The sequence below is a fragment of the Bacillus sp. R86525 genome, assembly GCF_042466195.1.
Classification (GTDB): domain Bacteria; phylum Bacillota; class Bacilli; order Bacillales; family Bacillaceae_G; genus Bacillus_A; species Bacillus_A nitratireducens.
On the sequence record NZ_JAXHPX010000007.1, the window covers coordinates 4,312,121 to 4,336,111 of the forward strand.

A 23,991-nucleotide genomic window follows, 5' to 3' on the forward strand; every position below is an offset into this window, starting at 1 on the left:
TCCCCCTTTTTAAAAATGACCAAAATCAACATTTGGTCATTTTTATGCAAACAAAAAGGCTATATTCTGTTCATACATATGCCTCATCCCCGAATTTATACTATGCAACTATTCCTCATTATGAAATTTCTTTCTCTATTCCCCCCTTAATTAAACATATGACTTTTTTGTTCAATTAGTCATTTTTTATAAAATTAAAAGGATTATCTTAATTTGACAATCCTTTTAGTAAATACAGTTCGAATAACTCCGATATTTTTTCTTTTTCTAACGGTTCATGATTTTTTTCCCAATCAAAAATAAGCGATACGTATAGGCGAAGCATAATAAACGCTGTAATTTCTGGATCGCATTTGCTAATTTCACCTTTTTCAATTGCAATCTCTAAATAAGATTGAATGACAGAAACGATTTCCACATCTACTTGTTGCATCACTTCTTGTACTTCTTTCGTTCCCATATCGCGCTCTTCTTGAATTAATTTAATCATGAGCTGATGTTCTTTTCTAAATTCTAATATGCTATATAATGCTCTATGTACATTTTCAAAAAATGAAATATCTGAACGAATTGCATTTTCTGCAACTTGCTTCATTTCTGTAATTAAATTAGAGATAATTTCGCCAAATAGTTCTTCTTTATTTTTGAAAAAAGTATAAATTGTTCCTTTTCCTACATTCGCTAACTTCGCTACTTGATCCATCGTTGTTGCTTTATAACCGAACGCTGAAAAAGACTTTGTTGCAGCTTCAATAATAGAACGCTTTCGATCTATCGCCACATCTTCACCTCCAAAAATGACCAATTGGATAATATAGTCAATCAGTACATCTTTGATATTACCACACGCTTACATTCTATACAAGTTCTCTTTTTTATTATTCCCAGTATAAAAAAATTCCAGTCAAATTATATAATACTGTCCATAGTGTATCAAAAAGTATACTTGTATGGAAAGCTAGAATATATTCATAACAATTTCTTTATCTCACTCAATTTTTTTTGTAATTGAATCCTTCTGTTACGAATGTTTTCTTCTTCTATTAGTAGAGAATCCATATGATTTGTAAGTTTAACTAATACTTCATCTATTAGTTTCTTGTCCCCACATCCTAATGAACTTTTCAGCTCAAATATTAGTTGAATGTCTTTCAAGCTCAATCCCATCTCTTTTAATTCAATAATAACTTGAAAATCTAATATCTCTTTTTCACTATACTCTTTCCTATTATTTATCCGAGTTGGAACAATTAAATTTAAGTTTTCATAGTGTCGAACTGTATCTTTTGTAGTACGTAGGAACGTAACAAATTCTCCAATTCTCATTTTTCCACTTCCTTTGCATCATGTATTGACAGGGGGTTAACCCCGTATCTTTTAATGAAATCATATTTTAATAACATAAAAGGAGGAATTATTTTGAATATCTTTTCATGTAGTAGTAGTATTTTAGCTATCTTTTACGCTTCTCTTCTTATTGTAGCTGGGTTAACTCATTATAAAAAGAAAAGTATCCCTACATACTCTGCTGTCAGCATTACCATATCGGGAATAACACTGCTCGTATCAAGTATTTTAATCTTTTTCATTCCCCACATGATATTTTTATTAATTTTATCTCTGATTACTGTACACATTTTAACAATCCGAAATGGTTATTATCTTTATGGTAAAATCCATATACATCATCATCTAATACGGGGATGCATCTCTTGCATAATCATAGTATTTTACACTCTTTAAATCTAAACTTTTCATAAAATAGTACAAGATGCCCCAAAAGTTAAAACCTTAGGAGCATCTTTTACTATTTCAACATAGAAAGCATGCTTTTCTCTAACTCTTATTTATTTACATTTTTATCAAATACTGCTTCTCTTCGCTTTTCTAAACTATGATTAATAATGAAGGTTCGATACGCACTATTTTTCCCTTTTGCAGAGACAATCATCTTCTACAGTTAAACCTTACTTAACAACACATAAATTTCTCTTTTTCTAATAATCAAATAAAAAAGCAAGAAAATCCTTACAATTAATAGTAATATAGACAGTAGACAGATTTATAAAAATAGTGGAGGCTTTTTCAGTCATGATGCGTGCACTTCGTTTAAATATAAAGCAAGCTTTTTGTAGCCGGGTTTCTTTAATTATTATGTTTAGTGGATTAGTTCTTATTTCTATTTATCATTATTATTATGTAATTCGTTATTTAGGAGACGCAGCGGACGGGACTATGGCAACTGCTTTTAAATGGATCGGGTTTCGTGATAATGAAATGGATGTTTATTTATTATTACTGCCTGTTATTGCAAGTTTACCATTTAGTACAAGTTACAATTCCGATAAATCCGATGGTTTCAAATCTTTTATAAGTAAGGAAATTTCCCTATTCTCGTATTCCTTTACAAAATATATCGTTACATTTTTCTGCGGTGGATTTCTTTATACTTTACCGTTCATTCTTTCTTTATTACTTTGCAAATTAACCATTCCAAATGGAGATCCCACCGTTGGTACTAGCATGATAAACGGCAACGGAATGTTCGCAGAGTTATATTTCTCTTCTCCCATCACTTATATTTCTCTATATATTGGGATTAATTTTTTATTCGCTGGTTTAATGGCCCTCTTAGGTTTAGCAGCGTCCACATGGTCACAAAAGGATTACATGGCACTTCTATTTCCATTTGCAGTTACTTCCATTCCTTTCGTCCTACTAAATACAATATTCCCTACAATAGGCGGAGCACCTATTCACTTATATGATCCGAAACAACCATTACACGGGATGTCACCGTACATTTTACAATGTACATTTTTCTTCCTTGTCAGCTTATTCATGTACATAAAGGGATTACAACGGGACAAAAAAAGATATATGAGAAGACTTCAAAAACGAGATCGATGTAGAAAAGCTTTTCAAGTAATTTCAGACTAAGTAATTAAAACGACTAAGAGCGTAATTCCCTATGTGAGATCGGAATTACGCTCTTATTCGTTTACATGTATCAAATGCATACTTTCACTACTCTTCTTTTACGGCGTACCAGCCAATCCCCACAAAATAACAACCGCCGCAAAATAAATTGCTTTAATAGCTACCACTAAACATAATGAAATAATTGCATATTTACTTAATTCTCTTCTCGCACCTATTAAAGTAAAAATAACCGCCAAACTAAACGTTACATAGGAAGTTGCTGTATTTATTAAGTAATACATACTATCTAGATTCTGTGTAAGCCCTGTTATATCGGCTACAAACTGAAGCATGACGATTGTACTAAAAAAAACCGCAAGCTGATTCATTAATTTCCCATTTATTCGTGCTTGCATCGTTGACCTCCTTAAAAAACTAAATATTCAATTAATTTTATCATGAATTTTATAAAAAGGGGGATCTATATATAATCTCGAGTGATTAGTTATATTCTCTTTTTAAATAAAATGATCACTGCTAAAGCCATAGAAAATCAACAATTTAAATTAAGTTATGATTTGCATATGGATAAACATAAATAGTCCACATTACCTTGGAAAGGGGCGTTTTGATCATGCAACCTAAAATTCATACTTGGAAAAGTTATATGTTTTTAACCTTTAGCCTATTCAGTACTATTTTAATGTTTTCACTTGTTCCTGTCTTAGATCGATTTGGTCCCAATACAGTTACTCCTATGACGTACGCAATATTATGCGGAACCATTTTATCTATAATAATGGCTATCATTTCATTTATTAGTCCTTCTGAAAAGAAAGTATTACCTATTATAGCTTCAGTGGTCACTCTTTTGAATATTTTACTTATTGGCTCTGTTCTCTTATCTGGTTACCTTTTTACTAAATAAGCATATAACATTAGCAATTGGAGGTATTTCATTATGCAGCCTAAAAAGAACGCTTATTTACCTAAGCGTTCTCCTACTTTATGAAGCCTTCTTCAAATCAATTTGAGCAAGTACTGGATCGTGGTCACTTACACGGCCATGTTCTTTCATAATGTTTGAGTTTAAGTGTATTGGGTCTACAATTGTGTGCGGTGCGATGTTATTTGTTACTAAAATATGATCTAACACTTGTGCGTTACCTTCATGAATGTACGTGTAGCGATTCTCTTTCGGCACTGTGTTTAACATATCTTTTAATATCGTTCCTTGCAGTGCTTCTAGTGGTTTAGAGAACTCGAAATCGTTCATATCACCTAATACAACAACTGGTGCATTCGTATTCTTTTTCTGAATACCTTGTACGACTTGATTCACTTCTTGTGCTAATTGAACTCGTTTTTCTTCACTCTTTAATACGAGCGGCTGCACTTTTCCAAATGGTGTTGCATCTCCTAGTTTTGAGTTTAAGTGATTTGCGATGACAACAACGTTTTGTCCTTGGAATGTAAATTCTGCAGCTAACGGTTTACGTGTACTTTCAAATAAAGGATTTTCGTCTCCAATACGAACTACATTTTTATCTAGTAACTTCGGTACTGTCGCTAATTTCACACGAGATGGGTTATAGAAGAAACCGACGCGAATATTAGCTCCAGGTGCCCCGCCGTCTTGATTGTTGTTCGGCGCAATTTCTACATACTCATACTTCGGTCCACGAATTTCTAATACAGCATCAATGATACGTTTTGCGCTTAAAGATGCATCTGTTGTACCATCATTGATTGCTCCATTATTATCTTGCATCTCTTGTACACCGATAATATCAGGCATTTTTAAATTATATTTAATAGAATAAGCTAACGCTTTTACTTTTTCATCTGTTGTTTCTTTTTTGTTAGCTGAGAAGTTTTCAATGTTATATGTAGCAACTGTTAACTTATCAAGACGCGGCTGAATATTTGCCCCTACTTGCTTAAATCCGCCGTCCACTACAGATGGTAATTCCGTTACTGGCGAAATGCGGAACGAACCGTAGTCATATCCTACTACGCCTGTTATATCTCCAGTGAATGTATCGCCTACTTTCGCGACATAATCACGAGGTACTTTTACAGAAAGGCGCTCTGGATTTAATTGCTCTTTATCTAATAAAGGTGTACCATACTTCGTTACCACTTTATCTCCGCCATTTTTTACTGTTACATATAAATTACCGTTTTTCTGCGGAGCGATAATTTTTGGCGTTGGCATCGTAACGCGCATACCTTCTACACTTTCATAAAAATCGATTGCATCTTCATTTGGATCAAATAAACCGAATGCATCATTATCGATAATTTGATCAGGGATTTTCACACCGTTTTCTCCTAATACAATCGGCGCTGGTAAAGGTTGATCTTTTGCGATTACAGCAACGCGACTCGCCTTAATTTCCGTCGTCGTTAAGTCTGTTTCAAATCGCTCTGCATATCCAGGTCCAACATATTCTTCTACTTCTCCATCAACTTGGACAAGATCTCCTACTGCTACATTCGCATCTTTTTTGTATACGTAAATACCTTCAGAAGTAGCTGGATCTTCGTCTGGCTGATTATCTTCTACATAAAAACCATTTTTATCGAGCGCTGTTACAACACCCTCTACATTTCGTACTTTTTTTCCATTGTAAGGAGAAATATGTGATTTCCCTTGAATATCATGGATACGAACTTGTTCATTTGTGACGATTATAAATGAAAATGTTGAAACCGCTGAAGGAGTAAGCCCTTCTTTTTCTGCGATTGCTTTCACTACACTATTTTCATTCATTATAATTTGTCCGTTATAACGAACGCTTTTATTTGTAGGATTAGAACCATCTAACGTATAGTAGATTGTTGCTCCTTCTGTGCTCGTTGTTAATGTTACCGCTGTTCCTTTAGCAACTTCCCCGCCACCAGGCGAAGCTACTACATCGCTAACACGGTTTTGTTCTTCCCCTTGAAACTTATGAGCTGTTACCGATTTTAAACCGGGGCTACCAAAATATAATTCAAGCGTCCCTGTTAGCTGAACTTTCTTTCCGATATTTTCAGGATGATCTTTCACATTTACTGCCGATCTCACATCGCCTTTTGGCAACTGAACAGGCATGATTTTGTCTGGATTCGTTTCGTTTGGCGAATCAGCAATTGCCACGTTTGTATCATCAAACTTAGCCGGATCTTTCGTGTATTTAGAAGGACTCTGCGTATACCCAACGATATATCCTTCCACTATCCCCTTCGTTTTCCCTTGCTGCTTAAATACTTGAATTGCTTTCTCTACCGACATAGAAGTAGTTTCTTCCGCCTGCGCTAAAGTTCCAGTAAATGAAAGCAATAGCAATAATGATAAAAAGATACTTAACAATTTCTTCACAGCCATTTTCCTCTCCCTAATTCATATTTTCTCAGCATTTCTATCATATCAAATGATTCGTTATATAGAACTATATTTCGACAAGTTTTACACAAAATTTATTTAATTTACAAGTTTTCAAACTATAACACAAAATAACTTATATAGGTTTATTAACTAACAGGTATCTTATTCAATAAACAAACCGCCTTCAATCTAATTGAAGGCGGTTTGTTTGGAATATTTTAATTTGCGACTAATTCAGTCTCGATTACTTTCTCTAAATGAGTTAGCACACACTTTGCAGCTCTCTCACCTTGCTCAATGCAATCTGGAAGACCAGCGCCAGCGTAAGAACTACCTGCCAAGTACACACCTGGCAACTCGCTTTCCATAAATGTTGTGAGCTTCTTCATTCGGTCTTTATGACCTACTGTATATTGAGGCATCGCTTCTTTCCAGCGGCTTACAATTGTAAACTCTGGATCCTCTGTAATATCCATTGTCTTTTGTAAGTCCTCTAATACAAGCTGCACAATTTCTTCGTCCGTTTGTTCAACAATCGCTTCATCACCTGGGCGTCCGACGTAACAACGAAGAAGCGTTTTTCCTTCTGGCGTTGTATGTGGCCATTTTTTATGTGTCCACGTACACGCCGTAATCGTGTAATCACTATTTCTTGATACGACAAATCCGGTACCATCAATATCGCGCTGAATGGCAGACTTCGGGAAAGCAAGCGCCACGTTTGCAACGGATGTAGATGGAATGTTACGGAAGAAACGAAACTGCTTGTACTGTGCAAACATAGATGGCAATACTTTATGTGGTGCTGCAACTACAATCGCGTCTGCTTCCATTTCTTTTCCGTTACTAAGAGTAATCGTATAGCCATCACCAAGTTTCGCAACTTTCTCAATACGCGTTCCTTTTATTACCATATTATTAGGAATCTTCACTTCAAGAGATTCTACTATAGATTCTAAACCGGTTTTCACAGTTTTAAAGATTCCTTTTTTCACTTCAGCCTTCTCTTGCTTCGGAGCGAGCGTACGCATACCGAGTGAAATACTACGGTGCTCCTGTTCGATTTGATAAATTTGAGGGAATGTTGACATTAAACTCATTTCATCAATATCCCCTGCATATATACCAGATAATAATGGCTCAATTAAATTTTCAACGACTTCATTTCCGAGGCGATGTCTGAAAAACTGCCCGAGTGATTGATCAGAAACTGGTTTTGACCTTGGCATTAATAAGTCAAAACCAGCTCTTAATTTACCAATTGGGGAGAACAATCCGGAAAATAGAAACGGCGTAATTTGCGTTGGAATTCCCATCATTGATCCGCTCGGCATTTTATGTAACCGATTATTTACAAGGATAAATGATTGACCGGCCTTATTATTTACAAGTTCATCGCCAAGTCCTAATTCTTTCACTAATTTAGCTGCACCCTCTTTTTTTGCTAAGAAAGAATCAGGGCCACGTTCAATTGTAAATCCATCTTTTTGAACGGTTTGAATTTTCCCGCCAAGTTTACCAGACGCTTCTATAAGCAATGTATCTATCGGCAAGTTTTTTTCGCGAATTTCTTTTTGTAAGTAATACGCTGTCGATAAGCCTGTTATACCACCGCCGACGATCACAACTTTTTTCCTCAAGTAAGCTCCCCCTTTCTTCCTACAATGCAGATTCTTTTTTCTTTAATACAACATCTGCTAAACAGTCAATAAATGCATCCGATGCGTTTGGCATTTCTGGACGATAATATTTTGCGCCAATTTCATCCGTTACAACTTTACACTCAAAGTCATTGTCATATAAAACTTCTAAATGTTCCGCAACAAATCCAACTGGTGCATATACGAATGAACTGTAGCCGTACTTTTCATTTAATTCTCTCGTTAAATCTTGTACATCTGGACCAATCCAAGGATCTGGTGTATTTCCGGCACTTTGCCAGCCAACTGCATAATTTGCTACTTCAGCGCCTCTTGCAATATAGTCAGCTGTTTCATTTAGTTGATCTGGATATGGATCGCCCAGTGCGATAATTTTCTCTGGTAAGCTATGTGCAGATACGATTAACACAGCTTTTTCACGTTCTGCTTCTGACATACCGTTATATATACCTTTCACTGCATCGACCCAATACTGAATAAATTTCGGTTCTTTATACCAGCTATCGATGCCGTGAATTGTTAAGTTTCCAAGTTTTTCTGCTTCTTCTTGCGCTCGTCCTACATACGACTTCACGCTAAAAGTAGAATAATGAGGGGCAAGAACGAGTGCAATTGCATCTTCTATTCCATCTTTATGCATAGCTTGTACTGCATCTTCAATGAACGGTTCGATATGTTTTAAGCCAAGATACATGTGGTACTCTACTTCATCTTGTACTTCATTTAAACGCGTCTCTAACTTTTTAGCTTGCTCTAATGTAATAGTAGCTAAAGGAGAAATACCACCAATTGCACGGTAACGCTCTGTTAAATCTTCTAGCATTTCAGGACTTGGCTTTCTTCCTCTGCGAATATGTGTATAGTAACGTTCAATATCTTCTTCTTTATACGGCGTTCCGTATGCCATTACAAGCAAACCAATTTTCTTTTTCATACAGCCAATCTCCTTTACTTCGCTAACTGTTCTTTAGAGTATTCATGAATAAATGTAGTTAAGCGTTTTAATGTATCTGGATTTACTTCTGGGAATACACCGTGACCTAAGTTAAAGATATAACCAGGCTCTTTCACCCCTTGATCTAAAATACCTTTTACATGTTCTTCAATAACAGACCATGGTGCTAGTAAGAACGAAGGGTCCATATTTCCTTGTACCGCCTTGTGAACACCGCGGGCGCGTGCTTCTTCAATCGGTAAGCGCCAATCTAAACCTACTACATCAAGAGGTAAGTCGTGCCATTCATTCACTAAATGTGCAGCACCTACGCCATGCATAATCATCGGAACACCCATCGGGCGAACTTCTGCAAAAATACGCTCCATCGCTGGTTTAATAAATATACGGTAATCCGCTACATTTACTGTTCCAACCCAAGAATCGAAAATTTGAACCGCTTTTGCTCCTGCGTTAATTTGCGCTTTTAAATATGTAATAACCATATCTGCAAGCTTATCCATTAATGCGAACCAAGCTTTCGGCTCTGCATACATGAACGCTTTCGTATTATGGTAGTTACGAGAAGGACCGCCTTCAATCATATAGCTCGCTAACGTAAATGGAGCTCCTGAAAAACCGATTAACGGTACATCTAACATTTCTGTCGTTAATAAACGAATTGTATCTAGTATGTAAGGTACGTCATCTTCTGGATTGATTTCCCCTAATTTTTCTACATCTTGTAAAGAACGAATTGGATTATCGATTACTGGGCCAATACCAGATTTAATTTCCACATCAACACCAATTGCAGGTAGTGGTGACATAATATCTTTATAAAGAATTGCTGCGTCTACGTTATATTGATCAACTGGCAACTTTGTAACATAAGCGCATAATTCTGGATTATGTGTAATTTCAAATAAAGAATATTTCTCTTTTATCTTTCTATATTCCGGCTGTGAACGACCTGCTTGACGCATATACCATGCTGGTACATACTCTGTACGTTCCCCCCTACATGCTTTTAAAAATGTCTCATTTATAGTTCTTACCAAGACCCTTGCTCCCTTCCCTACCAATGCTTTTGCTTTAAATACGTTCTATTCCGATATTTATCTTTTTTTACTATACAGCTTGTAAAAACAAAATGCATAACATTATGTACGTTGTTCATGAAATTGACACAAATGTTCGTAAAACCGCTTACTATTTTCACAACATTCTTATTATAGCACAGAGAAAAACTACGGTTTAGCTACTTTTGACTTTTCTCCTTCACGGTTCGTTTGTGTGTTAAATGGCACAACGTAAAAACTCGGTTTTGAGAATATGTTAATAAACTTTTCCTCATATTTCCCAGCTCCTTTTACCGTCCCAACATGAGTATGAATTCCTTTTTCAACTTTATAAATCCGGTACATAATTCGCTCATCAGGAAGCGGCGTCCAGCTTAGTTTCATCGCAAATAAACCGAAAGGACTAAATGCTAGTTTTGCTTCCACGTTTTTAATCTTATCTAAACGAATTGGCAGTCCAATTGTTTCAACACCTTTTGGCCTATGAAAACTCGCTTTATCTTGTATGTTTGCTTTCATTAAAATCTTTTTAAATAACATCGTTGCAGATGCATTTCCATCTTGTAATTGATGCTCTTTATCGGTGCGGTCATAGCCAATCCAAACTGCCCCTACTAAATTCGGTGTATATCCTACAAACCACATATCGCGCGCCCCCCGATCATCATTCGGCAATGAAGTTGTGCCTGTCTTTCCAGCTAAAGCTCCATTATATACACCAGCTTTCGCCGTACCTTCTTTCACAACTCCTTCCAGCATCTTTGTCATGTACCATGCCGTTTGCTTTGAAAAGACTTTCGTTTCAGCTTTTGATGATTCTCCAATAACTGCACCGTGTCTATTTAACACTTTATCAATAACGTGTGGTTCAATAATATTCCCGTTCGCTAAAAAAGAGCGGTACATTTTAACAAGATCAAATGGAGAAACACCATTTTTAAGCCCGCCAAGTGCCGTGCTTAAACCTGAGTCCGCAATATGAACATTTCCTTTCTCTAAATATTGCTTTCCCTCATCTACCCCTAATTCATTTAATAAAGAAACAGCTGGCACGTTTGCTGATTCTAATACCGCATCGTACATCGTCATCTCTTTCGTATACTCATGATTATAATTTCGAGGTTCATAGCCTTCAAACGAACTTTTTTCATTCGTTAATAAAGAATATGGATTATATTTTTTCGTCTCAAGTGCTGGTCCATACACGATAAGCGGCTTTAAAACAGAACCAGGCTGCCTTTTTGCAAAAACACGATTAAGCCCTCTCGGAACATACTCTCTTCCGCCAATTGCTGCTTTAATTCCGCCAGTTTGGTTATCCATTAATAAAAATGCACCTTGCGCCCCGTTTTCTTTACCAGGGAAATTTCTCGCATCTTGAAACTGGTTATATGCTACCTTTTGAATTTTTTCATCCATCGGCACGACAAACGTATACCCTCCGCGAAGCACTTCTTGATGAGACAAACCATATAAACGTGCTGCTTCATCTATAACCATATCGATATACGGCATATATGCGAGTTCACGCTCATCTGAATTTTTATAAAGAGCGATTGTTTTCCCTTGATAACGAACACTATCTTCCGCTGTTAAATAGCCTTGTTTATGCATAAGTGACAAAACAAGATCACGGCGTTCCTTACTCTTTTCTGGAGATAAGTACGGTGAATAGCCATTTGGCGCTTTCGGAAGTCCTGCAAGCATCGCCCCCTCTTCTACTGTTAAATCTTCTACATTTTTATTAAAATACAACTTTGCCGCCGCTTGAATTCCATATGCTCCATGGCCAAAATAAATATGGTTCATATACATTTCAAGAATTTGCTGCTTCGTATATTTTTGCTCTAATTGAAGAGAAATTGCGACCTCTTTCAATTTACGTGTAAATGTTTTTTCGCGAGTTAAAAAGACATTTTTAGCTAGTTGCTGCGTAATCGTACTACCGCCTTCCACCTTCTCTCCAGCTAACGCGTCTTTATAAAGCGCCCTAAATATAGAAGGATAATCAATTCCTTGATGCTCATAAAAACGAGAATCCTCCACCGTAACAAATGCTTGCTGCACATACTTTGGAATTTCTTCGATCGGCACGAGCTCTCTATTTTCTACATATAATTTCGTAATTTCTTTCCCTTTCTGGTCAACGATACGTGATGAAGAGTGGAAAACAAGCTGCTTTTCATCCATCATATAGCCACCAGCTAACACAATAAGTTTATAAAGTACAATTGCTACTACAAACGTTGCTAACCCGCCTAATAAAGTCCACTTTGCTTTCTTCATACATCGGCCTTCTTTCCAAATGATGGTACATTTATTATTTGAAAAAGAAGTATCTTTATGTATATAATCTTCGAAGTTTTTTAAGAGAATTGATATAATAGAGACAAACTATAAAGGGGGCATTAAAATGAAGGCTATTATTTCATACGAAACACCTCTAGAACAAGCACATTTCACTGCAAAAAATAACGAAAAAGATATGTTTTATAAAGAAAATACAGAAGAATCTGTAGAATCGGCACTTCAGTATGACGTATTAGACGCTGTTGGAGAATTTAAAGGACAACCTGGCTATATCGTTTGTAACAACATTTCGGTAACAGACGAAGGTCGCCCAGTATTTGAAAACCGTTTTAAAAACCGCGCAGGCCTTATCGAAAACGAACCTGGTTTCCAAGCGATCCGCGTTCTTCGCCCATTAAGTAACGATACATATGTCATCTTAACGATGTGGGAAACTGAGCAAAACTTTAAAGACTGGACAGAATCACGTTCATTCGAAAACGCTCATAAAAAACGTCCTGCACAAGCAGAGGGACAAGCTCAGGCTCAGGCGCATCCACATGCAGAACAGCAAAAAAGCATTTTCTCTCGTCCTTCTTTCGTGACTACTTTTGATGTTTTAGTTTAATTAAAAAGTAGTACAACACCGGCAATACGTGAAATTATATTAACGATTTTCCGAATATATCTATCACATCTTGAAATATATCAACGATTCAACTAAAGACATCGATTTAACGACAAAAAAGGAAACACCGTTACACACCGGTGTTTCCTTTTTCTTTATACCAATTATATATGCGAAGCGCGTCTTCTTTTCGCATATGCTTCACTTTATAACCATGTCCTGCCACCGCTAAAGCAGCTGTACATAACTCGTCTTTCTTTTGAAAATGCGACTGATTATATCCGACTACTTGAACATGCCTTCTTCTCATGATTCCTGTGTATTTCGCGAGACCTCGGTGCACCATTACTAACTGATTTTCTCGTATCATATATCCACCACTTTTATATCTAGCGTATGCAAGTAACCTAAATACGATAAATAGTGGTATCAGGGTGAATAACGCAATATTTTGTTTAAAATATATACTCGCACCGGCGATCGGCACTGTGAGTACGGCACTTGTAATCCATCCCATAATAATATAACGGCGCAATGCAGCCTTCGGTAAAGGAACGATTTCTTCTTCTATTTCATATGGCAACTGTAAATAGGCAAGTAACTGCTGTACATCTTTTTTCTTCATAAAAGGATGTAACATCACTTCATTCCCTGCCGCTTCTATACTTTGAATGACTTCCACTTCGACAGAGCAATAACCGAAAGGCTGGCGGAGAATTCCTTCTTTTACAGTAATCGCTTGAATGCGGTGTAATTTTAACACAAACTCTTTCTTATCAAATAACCCTTGAACGATGCGAATTTCATTTCCGTTTCGCTCAATTTTAAAGTTCGCGTATTTTAATGCATAGCCAGCCGTAGAAATGACCCACGAAATTGCCATTAAAATCGCGGCCATAACGATTAATTCATATACACCGTTATCCATCACATACGCTTCCACTTTATTTATGAGCCATTCTGGAAGAAATTGATTAAACTCTGTGTAAATAAGAAGTAATCCAGAAAACACTAATCCGAATCTACCAGACGTAATGGAAGCTACTAAAATCTCTTTCATCGTTAACTGATAAATCGTCTTACTTTCTTCTGCCATGGGTACTTCTTCACTCGCAGCGCTTCTTTTTTTATTTAATAAAGCAATCAGTTCCTTCGCTTCATCTTCTTTAATACCAGCTAACATCACTTCCGGCTCACTACCGCCGCCCGCTACTTCTATATTTAATTTCGTAAGCCCAAGCATTTGATAAATGACATTAGAAGATGTACTAATGTTTTGCACACGGTCTTTATTTAAATAACTTTCCTTCTTCACAAAAACACCGTGTTTAATATGTAGAATATTATTTTCAACCCAGTATACTTTGAAAAACCATTTTACAGCTGAAAAAATAGCCATAATAAATAATACAAACAAAAGAACAAGATGTAAGAAATACCAAGGTTCTACTTCACCATCTGAACGAAATAAAACAAGAAAAATAAAAGGCAACAAAGTCGCAATTCGAATACCTAATAATATCGTAATCGGATGTTGCCTCTTATACATCCTCATCACTCACTTTCGCAAGCTCTCCAATTTGTCTTTTCAGCTGTTCTGCTTCTTCTTTCGTTAAGCCTGGAATACTATGAGAAGTTGCCGCTGTTGAAATATGTAATTCTGCTAAATTATACTTTCTCATAATTGGTCCTTGCTCAATCGTTACGTGCTGCACGCGCATCATCGGAATAAGTACTCGTTTTACAACGAACATTCCCTTTTGAATCTCAATCTCTTCTTCATTTAATCTGTAACTATAATAGCGTTGACGTAAATTTGGAAATACAAAATAATCAAGTGGGATAAATGTAATAGCACCTGTTACTAATAGTCCAAACAACCAGCCCCACCAGTTAAAATTGATCATAAAAAAGAAATACGCAATTACGACTGCTAGTATAACTGCCGCCCCAATTAAAGCGTGAATTCTCCACACTTTCAGCATATTAGAATGAATCTCCCTTTCTAACGGCTGCATCTCATCACTCCAATTATATGAATTTATTAATTATATATTAGTTGGTATATACATATTTGTAAAATTATAGTTTTCACATCGTATCGATCATTTCTTTAAAATTCCCTTCATTAATCGAATACACATGAAACTGAATGTAATCTATTTCATTCGTATTAGGACGGGCATATGGCAAAATGTTAAATTTAGAAGCTGATCTTCCTAACATATCTACAATCATTAGAGAAACGTCAATATATTTGAAGTCTACACGGAATACTACTGCTTCTCCCGTAAATTCATAATCTTTAATCGCGTCATAAGATTTATTCGCACTTATAAGCGTCACTTTTAGTAGTTGGTTTAAATTTTCTGGTTTGAAATTAATCATATACGTAGCTCCTTTTTTCAATAAAACACTATAAAAACAGTGTAATCTTTTACTTTCATAGCTTCACACATTCATTATATTAAAAATAAAGCTAGTTTTTTATAATTTTTTTGATATAATTACTTACGGGAAACGGGAAGATTTTTATCTTCCCTTGTGTTTTTATTTGCATCTAGTACTTTTGCTAGATGCCTTTTTTATATCATTTTACATAACTTCTTATAGTAAGAGGATGATTCCATTGAAAAAATTTTCTATTAGCTATTTAACATGCTTACTAGTTTTCTCCGTCATTGTAAATGTTTTACAGTATACACGAGTTCCCAATTTTGCAGATTCATGGGGACCAATTTGGGTATCAATCATTATGTATATTATTCTTGGCAGTATCCCCGTTCTTATCGGTTGTTTATTAGGTGAATTTTGTTATAAAAAAATAAAAAGAAGTCATGAATTAAAAATCGGCATTCCTTTATTTATACTGCTAGGTATTTCCTACAATCATTTATTCTTTACATGGTTTAACGACAGAGATTTTCTATCCTTTAATTTAAATGCCTTTCTGGATACTGGCCTTCCTATTACTGTATCATCTTTATTGTTTTATCTTATAAGACGTCGTTAATTCTTTCATCATTGCATAAAAAAATGTTATTACTCTTGTTACATTGAGTAATAACATTTTTATTTAAAGCTATTTAACAAATTTGCTTCCAACTAGAATCCTTCACATCTTCACTATTCGGCTTTCTAACTAATCCAACAAAACATTCCTCGCAAGCACCAAATGCAATGAAATTTTTCTGTGCTTGCCTTAACGAGGGCTTATTTGCTCCGCCTTCAAAGTCATGATCGTTAAACTGAACAGGATCATCTTCCCAATAACATATATTACAAATTTCATATGTACCTGGTGGTTCTTCTTCTAACATTTTATATCCGCAGCATGGACAAGTGCATTTCATTGGATCACTCCATTATTAACTTGTTTTTTCTCCCATATATTCCGGCCCACAAAGAATGTAACAGCGCAAATCATAGTTATTACCATGAAAAAAATATTAGAATCTTCATATGTAGTTGGAATTCCTACCGTTACGAAAACAATACTAAAAGCTAAAAGTAAATATAATAATAAAGATATAATATAGCTTAGTTTAAATCGTAAAATGATACCTCTAAACAATAGCTCACCAAGAAGACAGCCACCTAAAATGATAGGTGCTCCAAAATACAATGTAAGGACTCCCATTTGCGCAGTAGATTGAATTATTTTTCCAATTATGTTCGGCGAAGTCATCTCATCATTTTTTCCCATCCTATCATATAAATCAAGTGCCGATGCTGAAATAAAGAAACTTAATATAGCAAATGAATACGGTATTAAAAATTTGCTCAATCTCATTCACCTCACTTTTTCCTTTACATATATTATTCATTATTTTCTATCATTTTTACATAAAAAAATAACCCTCTATGCTAAAACATAGAGGGAAGAATTTCTATATAAAAACCTATACCTTATATCCTGAAGTGAATCCCGAAAACAGAACACATATCAAAACACCTCAACCATCTGCTCCCTATATTCTTTAGGGTAGATGGTTTAGATGCTTTATTAGAAAGTAGTACCTTCTTTTTTGTAATATTCTTTTGAAATCTCTTCATAAAACGCTGCCGATGTCGAATAGAAATAAGGTACTAACCATAAGAAACCGATTCCTAAAGTAAGAATACTTAAAATGAACCAACCTAAGAAACTTAAGCATAGTAAAAAGTAATCCATTTTATGTCCATTCATCATACGACGACTTTCAGTAATCGCTTGATTCGCTGTATATTCTGGATGATCGTTCAAAATAAAATATGTCATAGAATAAGAAAATGATTTAATAATACCTGGAATAATAAGAAGTAATGTCCATAGAATCAAGTACACATTCATTAGTAAATATGTTAAAAACGATTTCATAAACTTACTTCCATCGTTAAACCATCTAAATATATGACCAATACGAGCATTAGTCCCACGAATTACATTTAAAACAAAATAAGAAGCACCTATTGTTAACGGACCGATAATAAACATTGCAATAATAGTTACTGTAAGCGACTCATTTGCTTCTTCCCAACCCCAAAGCATCGAGAAAATACCTGTGGTTAGAATTTCAACAGCTCCAATAAGGATTCCGACTAATAAGGTTGCCCCTACCGCTAATCCCCATTTTCCTTTTAATGCATCAAGTGCTTCTCTTTTTAACTGACTTATCATATATAGCCTCCTAATACTTTTTCTATATTAGTATACCATTTATATCAAAAATTCCACAGATTTCCCTTAAATAGAAGTATACTACTTTTTTTGATATGTATTGATATATGTGTGCTGTAGCTGTACTAATACATGGATTAAGTCACTCATTTTCCTATAACAAAAAAGCCTGCCTTTCATAATAGGCAAGCTTTTTCAAGTTAATTCTCACTTATTCTCTTCTTATACCAATCCTGCATTCTCTCCGCATCTTCAAATCTCGTATGTTCTAATTTATAATTCGATGATGCACTAGAAAAATTATAGGTACATAAATCCGCTCGTCGCTGGAAATATGATTGTGTTTTTTCAATTGATTGGACGTGTCTTCTTCTGACAAGTCCTGTATGTTTTCCAATACTACGATGTACAATCGTAATTTGCTCTCCATTTACACTATAACCATTTGTTTTAAATGTTGCGTATCCAAGTGTAAAGATGAGGATAGCGAGCGGTAACAACGCCCACATAATGTAATACTTTTCAAAGTAAATGCTTATTCCCGTAAGCGGGATTGCTAGCATTGCGAAGAATATAAAACTATCAATTAAGTAACGGCGCAAGGCTGCTTTTGGTAATGCAATAATGTTTGTATTCAGTTCATATGGTAATTGTAAATGAGCGAGTAACTGTTGCACGCGATCTTTTCGAATAATCGGATGCAGCGTGACTTTGTCTTTCTCTTCTCCCATTCCCTTACTTTGAATGACTTCTACTTGCACAGCACAATAACCGAATGGCTGACGTAAAATACTTTCTTTTATCGTAATACCTTGAATACGGTGCAATTTTAGTACAAGTTCTTTCTTTTCAAGCAAACCTTGAGAAATACGAACTTCATCGTTTTTTCGATTTACTGTGAAGTTTCCGTGTTTTAACGCATAACCAATTGTGGATATCATCCAAGAAACGACAAGTAAAATAGCTACCATGTAAATCCAGCCGTATATATCATGATCCATTACATACGACTCTACGCTATTTTTTATCCATTTCGGAATGTATTCATCTACTTGGTTATAAACGAAAAATATTAAAGAGAATAACAATCCAAATTGACCAGATGTAACAGATGCTAATAAAATTTCTTTCAAAGTTAATTTGTACTCTGTCGCTTGCTTTTCCTCAGTCATAACTTCTTTTTCTACTACTTCTTCTGATGTTTTTTCTGCTTTCACTTCTGGAGTTGGCTCATTTAGTAAGGAAATAAGCTCCTTCGCCTCATCTTCCGTAATACCAGCTAAGCTTACTTCTGCATCATCGCCTCCACCAGCTGTTTCGATTTGAATTTTCTTTAAACCAAGCATTTGATATAACACGTTTGAACTTGTATTAATCGTTTGAACACGTTCTTTATTTAAGTAGCTCTCCTTCTTCACAAAGAGCCCTTGTTTAACATGTAATACGTTATTTTCAACCCAGTATGTTGTGTAATACCATTTTTCAAACGCTGAAAAGACGGTGAGTAAACCGAATCCAGCGGGAATTAAATACCAAAATGGAAACTTTCCATTTAAACTAAACATGAAAATAAGTAATGGTATAAAGTCTGTTATTTTTAATTCTAATAACATCGTGATTGGATGCTGCCTCTTATACATCCTCATCACTCACTTTCGCTAATTCTGCGATTCTCGTTTTTAACATTTCTGCTTCATACATCGTTAAGCCTGGAATGCTATGCGAAGTTGCCGCTGTTGAAATATGTAATTCTGCTAATCCATGTTTTCTCATAATTGGTCCTTGTTCAATTGTAACGTGCTGTACACGAATCATCGGTACTAATACGCGCTTTACGACGAAAAGACCGTGCTGAATTTCAAGCTCTTCTTCATTTAATTGATAGCTATAATAACGCTGACGTAGTTTCGGGAATACGAAATACGAAAATGGTGCTAGCGCAACTGTTAACCCAACCATCACATACAAAATCCACGCCCACCAATCAAACTTTATCATGAGGAAAAGGTATACTAAGATGACGAGAATACCTATCCCTTCTTCAATTACAGCACGAATTTTCCACACCTTGACCATGTCAGGATGAATTTCATTTTTCAATGGATCCATGTAACCACTCCAAATCTATTAATCTAATATATGAATACTCTCAATCTATATTTTACATAACTTTACAAAAAATTGAAATTTAATTATCTTTCTTCTCAGGAATAAAATATCCGAACCAAAGTAACCACACGAAACCGATTAATGCAAACCAACCTTTATCCGCTTGAAAAGATTCAATCATACCTGGAATTTTATAAATGCCAATAAATCCAAGAAAACCGAGCCACCAGTTTTTTTGCATTTTCATCTTTAGTCCTCCTTCATTACATTTTTCACATTTCGAATCCAAATTTCTTTATACTTTAACTGGAATCCTATTAATATGTAATTACTCATATTATCAATAACGAGCGCTAACGTATGCGCATTTTCTTCTGTTCCATGTTCTGACACAACACCAAGTTCCACACCTTGCTTCAATAAATCGTGGAATCCATTTAAGAAATCTTCTTGTATTTCAAATAAGCGTTTCTGATACTTTTCATTTCGCGTCGCAGTTACGATGAATTCATTTATAACGCGTAATATGCCTTCTTGACCTTCATACTCAGACAACATATGTAAACCATCTGCTATTAACTTTTCTGCAAAGTTTTCTTTCGTATACTGGTCTTTATCGAAGTAATTTACGAAATAATATTCAGAAAAAATTTCTTCAAATAAAAAATCTACTAACACTTCTTTAGACGGAAAATGATAATAAATGGCTGGCTTTGATATGCCTACTTCTTTCGCAATCATGGAAAGACTCATTTTCTCAATGCCATGCTCTGCCATGAGTTTAAATGATGCCTCTACAATGTGCTGCGATGTTTGTAAATTTTTTGTCATACTGTACCTCACTTATTTTTACTTACCGGTCGGTAAGTAAATTGTAAAATGAAAATGAATGATTTGCAAGTTTTCTTTATTAAAACTACTATATGGTACTTTCTTGATCTACATTATGGATCCGAGCCATATTCCTCAATAATTACTACAGTAATCTTTAATCCATTTAAACCACAAAAAGCACCTTTATGAGTGCTTCTTGTAATCTAATATTTAGGACCCATGTAATCATAACTTTGGTCCAGCGCTTTTAGTAAATCAATCGCACCCTTTAACTCTCGTTTATCAGCCTCTAATTCTTCCATCCTTCTTTCAATATCTTTTTTAAAAGATTCTAAATCACTAATGGCTTTTTTCCCTACTCCAAGTTGAGACCAGCTTGATAAGAGTAAATCATGTACAGTACTTACCACTCTTTTATTATGGTTTAAGTCTTGAATCATATGGTCAAATTGTTGTAAAGCTTGGCTCAATGCTTCTTCATTTAAGTAAATCCTCGGCATCCTAATCTTCTCCCTTAATATTGTTGATCCGTCTTCTTATAATCATCGGCTTTCTTCTCAATAAAATCTGAAATTTCCGTTGCTGTTCGTATGTACCAAAAACTTAAATGCTCTACATGTCCACGTATATTATTTACTTTAGCTTCTACCCGTCTACTTTCAGCTGTTTCTAATAATGTCATCATATTAGAAATTAACCTCGGTACTCTATCTTGAAATTCTTGCGCATTTCGCTTCATATCTCTTACGGCCTTTTCCAAATTCTCTACAACCACACGAATCTCTCCCCCGCCTAATAACGAGCCCGGTGAATCATAAACTCTTTCATTCGTGTCTACATTTAACAAGTAGTTATTGGATAAAGACCCATTCTCTCCAAACCGGAAGTTCTGATCTGTTTGATAATGATAACCAGGGCCACTTATCGAATTCAAAAATCGGGTAACATCCATCCCAAGCTTTTGCTGTAATGATAGCTTTGACATTTCTTCTTTCGAAATTGGTGGTGTTACCGCATAAGTAGATCCTATATGACTTTCATATGCACCAAATGGTCCATAGCCAATTGAATCATTTCCGTGAACAACACTTACAATTCTATTATTAAACTCACCATTATTTGCTTTCTCTTGTAAATCAGGCGGTAACAAATGTTTTGCACTCGGCGCATTCCACGACAAACATCTTACACTATCATTAAATGCTGCAACATATTCAGCCAAAGCGCCACCTAACGAATGACCTGTCGTATATATCTCGACATCATCCCTATCCTTGTATGTATCCGTTACTTGTTTCATGACTCTTTCAGCTTGTTCGAATTGATTGTGTGTTTCCCAACGTTGATGCTCTTCATTCCAATATTTCTTTGAATCTGCATTCTCAGTCCCTGCTACAGGAGGTGCTGCCGGTTCATGAACACCTTCTCGTAATACAAAATGATTTACATCCGCTTTGGCATCCTTCATACCTTCCCCTGGCTTCATCGGAATGCCTAAAGAGTTTTTCTCTATAATTTTATCCCCTTCTGTACCTCGGAAAGCTACCATAACTTGCTTTTTCCCATCCACATCTCGTTCAAAGACTACTGCGTCCATTCCGGTTTGTTTGTCGTGGAATGTTTCACGGACCTTCCATGTTTGTAAAGTATCATCATTCGCATTATTCACTGTAATTTCATTTCTTAACTCTTTATCTGATTTATACGCATCTTTAGCCATTCGATAAAAGCTTAAATCTAACACTTCTTGTGTATTTTTGCTATCCAAAGTATTCCCTCCTTGGGATATTTAGTATATTCTAAATTATAGAACAACATTAACGGAGGGTAAACATGAGAATTAAAATCCGAAAATTTACCTTTTTTGTCTTTTTTATCTTTGTAAGTACAATAATTGGGGGATGTAATATGCAGGAAAATAATAAAGAAAAACAAATAGTAGATAAAGCAACAGAAAAAACAATTAATTACTTTAAAGAGAAACAAAATTTAGATGTAACTATTACTGATTACAGGTTCCCTTCTAATGATCTAGAATCAGTCTTCATAACTGGTCATATCAAAGATGATGAAAGCAAGGAATTCACTGCTACAATAGATTACAATAATAATTATAATGTTGGTTCTGTTTCAACGAATTTTTCTCTAAAAAAATAATACAATATGGATAAAAAAATGAGGAAATAGCATTAAAAGTAAAAGCAGAAAAGATCGCAATCCAACATTTTAAAGAAGATAAAAAGCTAGGTGTCACAGTGACAAGAGTGGAATTCGCCCCCTCAGATTTTTGGGTGATTTTTGTATCAGGTCATGTAACAAATAATCCAAACCGTAAAATAACTGCAGATATAAATTATAAAAATAAGGTTGAAAGTATTAGTTATGATAACTGAAATTAATATGAAAATAAAGTATATTTTTGTTGGCCCTTTATATTAATTCCAATTATTTCATATGTATATAAAGGATGAGATCAATATTCAATAAGCTCAACTTCTAACATTAAAAATTTAGAAGCAATGTATCAAACTTTTGGGCACCTAACAATAAGGTGTCTATTTTTATTTTCAAAAGGAACCCCTCAAATAATTCTTAAAAACCTAGATTGATTTGAACCTATTAAAACATTTTAAAGTTTCTCTTCTACAACATTTGATATATCCCTAATTTAGGAACCAATGATTGGAGGAGAATTATGTTGCATAAAAGATTGTTTTTTTATTTAGTTTTCATTTTCATTATTACTACCTTAGGAGGCTGTAATAATGAAAATAATACCGAGGAAGAAATCATTAATAAAGCAAAAGAAGAAACCATTCAGTATTTCAAAAAAACAGAGGGCTTAGATGTAACAATTACTGGTCATGAATTTGGACCAAAAGACTTTCAAACTATCTCTATATCAGGCTATGTGACTAATGATAAAACTAAAGAATTTACTGCTTCAGTTGAATACGCAAATAATTATCATATCGGCGCTATTTCAACCACCAAAAATTTAGAGCTTAAAAACTAATAATCCAGGCACTTTAGAGTGCCTTTTCTTTATACTTCACCACACAATATTCAGTGAATATAAAATTTATTGAAGAGGAATATAACGCAACATTCATGGAGTGATTATTCGTGAAAAAGTATGCTATAAGATTATTCTTTATTTTTACACTTATTCTTTTAGGAGGATGTACGATAGATCAAAAGAATGAGGAACAACAAATCGTTAATAAAGCAACAGAAACAACCATTCAATATTTTAAAGAAAAAGAGACTTTGGAAGTGACTATTACGAATCATCGATTTCCTTCTAATGATATCGAAACTATTTTTATGACTGGTCATATCAAAGATGATACAAATAAGAAATTTACTACTTCAATTGATTATAAAGATGATTATAATATCGGTTCTATCTCTACTACTAATTTCAGCCTAAAACACTGAAAAGACAATCTGAAATTTTCCTTTTAAACATTAATCATTAGAACAAAAAAGACATCCT

Annotated in this window: 27 protein-coding genes; 7 read left to right on the top strand and 20 right to left on the bottom strand. The window is 34.9% G+C overall.

What is annotated here, in order from left to right; translation table 11 throughout:
- Window positions 1–208: 208 nt before the first annotated feature.
- Window positions 209–781: a TetR/AcrR family transcriptional regulator gene (locus SJY24_RS24985; RefSeq protein ID WP_000963368.1), complete on the bottom strand. Its 573-nt coding sequence runs from the start codon at window positions 779–781 to the stop codon at window positions 209–211.
- Window positions 782–969: 188 nt separating this feature from the next.
- Entirely contained in the window at window positions 970–1,326 is a 357-nt protein-coding gene (locus tag SJY24_RS24990; protein WP_329762750.1) for a MerR family transcriptional regulator, read from the bottom strand.
- Window positions 1,327–2,091: 765 nt separating this feature from the next.
- Here SJY24_RS24990 and SJY24_RS24995 point away from each other — a divergent pair.
- Window positions 2,092–2,940, top strand: coding sequence for a hypothetical protein (locus tag SJY24_RS24995; protein ID WP_377866565.1), 849 nt, complete (start codon window positions 2,092–2,094; stop codon window positions 2,938–2,940).
- A 98-nt stretch (window positions 2,941–3,038) separates the two neighbouring features.
- Here SJY24_RS24995 and SJY24_RS25000 read toward each other — a convergent pair whose 3' ends face one another.
- On the bottom strand, window positions 3,039–3,338 hold the full coding sequence (locus SJY24_RS25000) for a hypothetical protein (protein WP_001148896.1): 300 nt from the start codon (window positions 3,336–3,338) through the stop codon (window positions 3,039–3,041).
- A 218-nt stretch (window positions 3,339–3,556) separates the two neighbouring features.
- On the opposite strand from SJY24_RS25000, the gene SJY24_RS25005 reads away from it, so the two are divergent.
- Window positions 3,557–3,850, top strand: a complete 294-nt coding sequence (locus SJY24_RS25005) for a hypothetical protein (RefSeq protein WP_377866567.1) — start codon at window positions 3,557–3,559, stop codon at window positions 3,848–3,850.
- Window positions 3,851–3,928: 78 nt separating this feature from the next.
- Here SJY24_RS25005 and SJY24_RS25010 read toward each other — a convergent pair whose 3' ends face one another.
- From SJY24_RS25010 to SJY24_RS25030, 5 genes are all read right to left on the bottom strand, one after another.
- Window positions 3,929–6,295 carry a DUF6359 domain-containing protein gene (locus SJY24_RS25010; protein ID WP_377866568.1) on the bottom strand — a complete coding sequence of 789 codons (2,367 nt, stop codon included), beginning with the start codon at window positions 6,293–6,295 and terminating at the stop codon, window positions 3,929–3,931.
- 218 nt (window positions 6,296–6,513) lie between these two features.
- Complete coding sequence (gene hemY, locus SJY24_RS25015) at window positions 6,514–7,935, bottom strand: protoporphyrinogen oxidase (RefSeq protein ID WP_377866569.1); 1,422 nt, start codon at window positions 7,933–7,935, stop codon at window positions 6,514–6,516.
- Between the two features lie 19 nt (window positions 7,936–7,954).
- Window positions 7,955–8,890 carry a ferrochelatase gene (gene hemH, locus SJY24_RS25020; RefSeq protein ID WP_000726807.1) on the bottom strand — a complete coding sequence of 312 codons (936 nt, stop codon included), beginning with the start codon at window positions 8,888–8,890 and terminating at the stop codon, window positions 7,955–7,957.
- Between the two features lie 14 nt (window positions 8,891–8,904).
- Entirely contained in the window at window positions 8,905–9,951 is a 1,047-nt protein-coding gene (hemE, locus tag SJY24_RS25025; protein ID WP_377866570.1) for a uroporphyrinogen decarboxylase, read from the bottom strand.
- 189 nt (window positions 9,952–10,140) lie between these two features.
- Complete coding sequence (locus tag SJY24_RS25030; protein ID WP_377866571.1) at window positions 10,141–12,258, bottom strand: transglycosylase domain-containing protein; 2,118 nt, start codon at window positions 12,256–12,258, stop codon at window positions 10,141–10,143.
- 127 nt (window positions 12,259–12,385) lie between these two features.
- On the opposite strand from SJY24_RS25030, the gene hmoB reads away from it, so the two are divergent.
- Window positions 12,386–12,889, top strand: a complete 504-nt coding sequence (gene hmoB / locus SJY24_RS25035; protein ID WP_000644084.1) for a heme-degrading monooxygenase HmoB — start codon at window positions 12,386–12,388, stop codon at window positions 12,887–12,889.
- A gap of 130 nt (window positions 12,890–13,019) precedes the next feature.
- Here the strand turns inward: hmoB and SJY24_RS25040 are convergent, their stop codons facing one another.
- From SJY24_RS25040 to SJY24_RS25050, 3 genes are all read right to left on the bottom strand, one after another.
- Complete coding sequence (locus SJY24_RS25040; RefSeq protein WP_377866572.1) at window positions 13,020–14,438, bottom strand: PH domain-containing protein; 1,419 nt, start codon at window positions 14,436–14,438, stop codon at window positions 13,020–13,022.
- Window positions 14,431–14,907 carry a PH domain-containing protein gene (locus SJY24_RS25045; RefSeq protein WP_001182715.1) on the bottom strand — a complete coding sequence of 159 codons (477 nt, stop codon included), beginning with the start codon at window positions 14,905–14,907 and terminating at the stop codon, window positions 14,431–14,433. The genes SJY24_RS25040 and SJY24_RS25045 overlap by 8 nt, the downstream gene beginning before the upstream one ends.
- A gap of 73 nt (window positions 14,908–14,980) precedes the next feature.
- Window positions 14,981–15,277: a protoporphyrinogen oxidase gene (locus SJY24_RS25050; RefSeq protein WP_377866573.1), complete on the bottom strand. Its 297-nt coding sequence runs from the start codon at window positions 15,275–15,277 to the stop codon at window positions 14,981–14,983.
- Window positions 15,278–15,518: 241 nt separating this feature from the next.
- On the opposite strand from SJY24_RS25050, the gene SJY24_RS25055 reads away from it, so the two are divergent.
- A complete protein-coding gene (locus tag SJY24_RS25055; RefSeq protein WP_377866574.1) occupies window positions 15,519–15,902 on the top strand; it encodes a hypothetical protein in 384 nt (127 codons plus the stop codon).
- A 73-nt stretch (window positions 15,903–15,975) separates the two neighbouring features.
- Here the strand turns inward: SJY24_RS25055 and SJY24_RS25060 are convergent, their stop codons facing one another.
- From SJY24_RS25060 to SJY24_RS25100, 9 genes are all read right to left on the bottom strand, one after another.
- Entirely contained in the window at window positions 15,976–16,242 is a 267-nt protein-coding gene (locus SJY24_RS25060; RefSeq protein WP_377866575.1) for a CPCC family cysteine-rich protein, read from the bottom strand.
- Window positions 16,239–16,676, bottom strand: a complete 438-nt coding sequence (locus SJY24_RS25065; protein ID WP_377866576.1) for a hypothetical protein — start codon at window positions 16,674–16,676, stop codon at window positions 16,239–16,241. The genes SJY24_RS25060 and SJY24_RS25065 overlap by 4 nt, the downstream gene beginning before the upstream one ends.
- Before the next feature lie 219 nt (window positions 16,677–16,895).
- A complete protein-coding gene (locus tag SJY24_RS25070; protein ID WP_377866577.1) occupies window positions 16,896–17,549 on the bottom strand; it encodes a DUF975 family protein in 654 nt (217 codons plus the stop codon).
- Between the two features lie 200 nt (window positions 17,550–17,749).
- Window positions 17,750–19,189 (bottom strand): PH domain-containing protein, encoded by a 1,440-nt coding sequence (locus SJY24_RS25075; protein ID WP_377866578.1) that lies wholly within the window; start codon window positions 19,187–19,189, stop codon window positions 17,750–17,752.
- Window positions 19,182–19,658: a PH domain-containing protein gene (locus SJY24_RS25080; protein WP_000371347.1), complete on the bottom strand. Its 477-nt coding sequence runs from the start codon at window positions 19,656–19,658 to the stop codon at window positions 19,182–19,184. Before SJY24_RS25080 ends, SJY24_RS25075 begins: the two co-directional genes overlap by 8 nt.
- A gap of 79 nt (window positions 19,659–19,737) precedes the next feature.
- Window positions 19,738–19,905, bottom strand: coding sequence for a hypothetical protein (locus tag SJY24_RS25085; RefSeq protein ID WP_377866579.1), 168 nt, complete (start codon window positions 19,903–19,905; stop codon window positions 19,738–19,740).
- Between the two features lie 2 nt (window positions 19,906–19,907).
- Complete coding sequence (locus SJY24_RS25090) at window positions 19,908–20,489, bottom strand: TetR/AcrR family transcriptional regulator (RefSeq protein ID WP_377866580.1); 582 nt, start codon at window positions 20,487–20,489, stop codon at window positions 19,908–19,910.
- Between the two features lie 206 nt (window positions 20,490–20,695).
- Window positions 20,696–20,992, bottom strand: a complete 297-nt coding sequence (locus tag SJY24_RS25095; protein ID WP_377866581.1) for a hypothetical protein — start codon at window positions 20,990–20,992, stop codon at window positions 20,696–20,698.
- 14 nt (window positions 20,993–21,006) lie between these two features.
- Window positions 21,007–22,212 (bottom strand): lipase family protein, encoded by a 1,206-nt coding sequence (locus SJY24_RS25100; RefSeq protein ID WP_377867308.1) that lies wholly within the window; start codon window positions 22,210–22,212, stop codon window positions 21,007–21,009.
- A gap of 113 nt (window positions 22,213–22,325) precedes the next feature.
- On the opposite strand from SJY24_RS25100, the gene SJY24_RS25105 reads away from it, so the two are divergent.
- The 3 genes from SJY24_RS25105 (at window position 22,326) to SJY24_RS25115 (ending at window position 23,933) form a co-directional block, all read left to right on the top strand.
- Window positions 22,326–22,649 (top strand): hypothetical protein, encoded by a 324-nt coding sequence (locus tag SJY24_RS25105; RefSeq protein WP_001220548.1) that lies wholly within the window; start codon window positions 22,326–22,328, stop codon window positions 22,647–22,649.
- A gap of 538 nt (window positions 22,650–23,187) precedes the next feature.
- Window positions 23,188–23,508 (top strand): DUF1433 domain-containing protein, encoded by a 321-nt coding sequence (locus SJY24_RS25110; protein ID WP_088007533.1) that lies wholly within the window; start codon window positions 23,188–23,190, stop codon window positions 23,506–23,508.
- Window positions 23,509–23,618: 110 nt separating this feature from the next.
- Entirely contained in the window at window positions 23,619–23,933 is a 315-nt protein-coding gene (locus SJY24_RS25115) for a DUF1433 domain-containing protein (RefSeq protein WP_377866582.1), read from the top strand.
- Window positions 23,934–23,991 lie beyond the last annotated feature (58 nt).

Bases quoted from the DNA above. Each gene is read 5' to 3' on its own strand.
- SJY24_RS24990 (WP_329762750.1), bottom strand. From the start codon at position 1,326: ATGAGAATTGGAGAATTTGTTACGTTCCTACGTACTACAAAAGATACA.
- SJY24_RS24995 (WP_377866565.1), top strand. From the start codon at position 2,092: ATGATGCGTGCACTTCGTTTAAATATAAAGCAAGCTTTTTGTAGCCGG.
- SJY24_RS25000 (WP_001148896.1), bottom strand. From the start codon at position 3,338: ATGCAAGCACGAATAAATGGGAAATTAATGAATCAGCTTGCGGTTTTT.
- SJY24_RS25005 (WP_377866567.1), top strand. From the start codon at position 3,557: ATGCAACCTAAAATTCATACTTGGAAAAGTTATATGTTTTTAACCTTT.
- SJY24_RS25010 (WP_377866568.1), bottom strand. From the start codon at position 6,295: ATGGCTGTGAAGAAATTGTTAAGTATCTTTTTATCATTATTGCTATTG.
- hemH (WP_000726807.1), bottom strand. From the start codon at position 8,890: ATGAAAAAGAAAATTGGTTTGCTTGTAATGGCATACGGAACGCCGTAT.
- SJY24_RS25030 (WP_377866571.1), bottom strand. From the start codon at position 12,258: ATGAAGAAAGCAAAGTGGACTTTATTAGGCGGGTTAGCAACGTTTGTA.
- hmoB (WP_000644084.1), top strand. From the start codon at position 12,386: ATGAAGGCTATTATTTCATACGAAACACCTCTAGAACAAGCACATTTC.
- SJY24_RS25040 (WP_377866572.1), bottom strand. From the start codon at position 14,438: ATGTATAAGAGGCAACATCCGATTACGATATTATTAGGTATTCGAATT.
- SJY24_RS25045 (WP_001182715.1), bottom strand. From the start codon at position 14,907: ATGCAGCCGTTAGAAAGGGAGATTCATTCTAATATGCTGAAAGTGTGG.
- SJY24_RS25050 (WP_377866573.1), bottom strand. From the start codon at position 15,277: ATGATTAATTTCAAACCAGAAAATTTAAACCAACTACTAAAAGTGACG.
- SJY24_RS25060 (WP_377866575.1), bottom strand. From the start codon at position 16,242: ATGAAATGCACTTGTCCATGCTGCGGATATAAAATGTTAGAAGAAGAA.
- SJY24_RS25070 (WP_377866577.1), bottom strand. From the start codon at position 17,549: ATGATAAGTCAGTTAAAAAGAGAAGCACTTGATGCATTAAAAGGAAAA.
- SJY24_RS25075 (WP_377866578.1), bottom strand. From the start codon at position 19,189: ATGTATAAGAGGCAGCATCCAATCACGATGTTATTAGAATTAAAAATA.
- SJY24_RS25080 (WP_000371347.1), bottom strand. From the start codon at position 19,658: ATGGATCCATTGAAAAATGAAATTCATCCTGACATGGTCAAGGTGTGG.
- SJY24_RS25085 (WP_377866579.1), bottom strand. From the start codon at position 19,905: ATGAAAATGCAAAAAAACTGGTGGCTCGGTTTTCTTGGATTTATTGGC.
- SJY24_RS25090 (WP_377866580.1), bottom strand. From the start codon at position 20,489: ATGACAAAAAATTTACAAACATCGCAGCACATTGTAGAGGCATCATTT.
- SJY24_RS25095 (WP_377866581.1), bottom strand. From the start codon at position 20,992: ATGCCGAGGATTTACTTAAATGAAGAAGCATTGAGCCAAGCTTTACAA.
- SJY24_RS25100 (WP_377867308.1), bottom strand. From the start codon at position 22,212: ATGGCTAAAGATGCGTATAAATCAGATAAAGAGTTAAGAAATGAAATT.
- SJY24_RS25105 (WP_001220548.1), top strand. From the start codon at position 22,326: ATGAGAATTAAAATCCGAAAATTTACCTTTTTTGTCTTTTTTATCTTT.
- SJY24_RS25110 (WP_088007533.1), top strand. From the start codon at position 23,188: ATGTTGCATAAAAGATTGTTTTTTTATTTAGTTTTCATTTTCATTATT.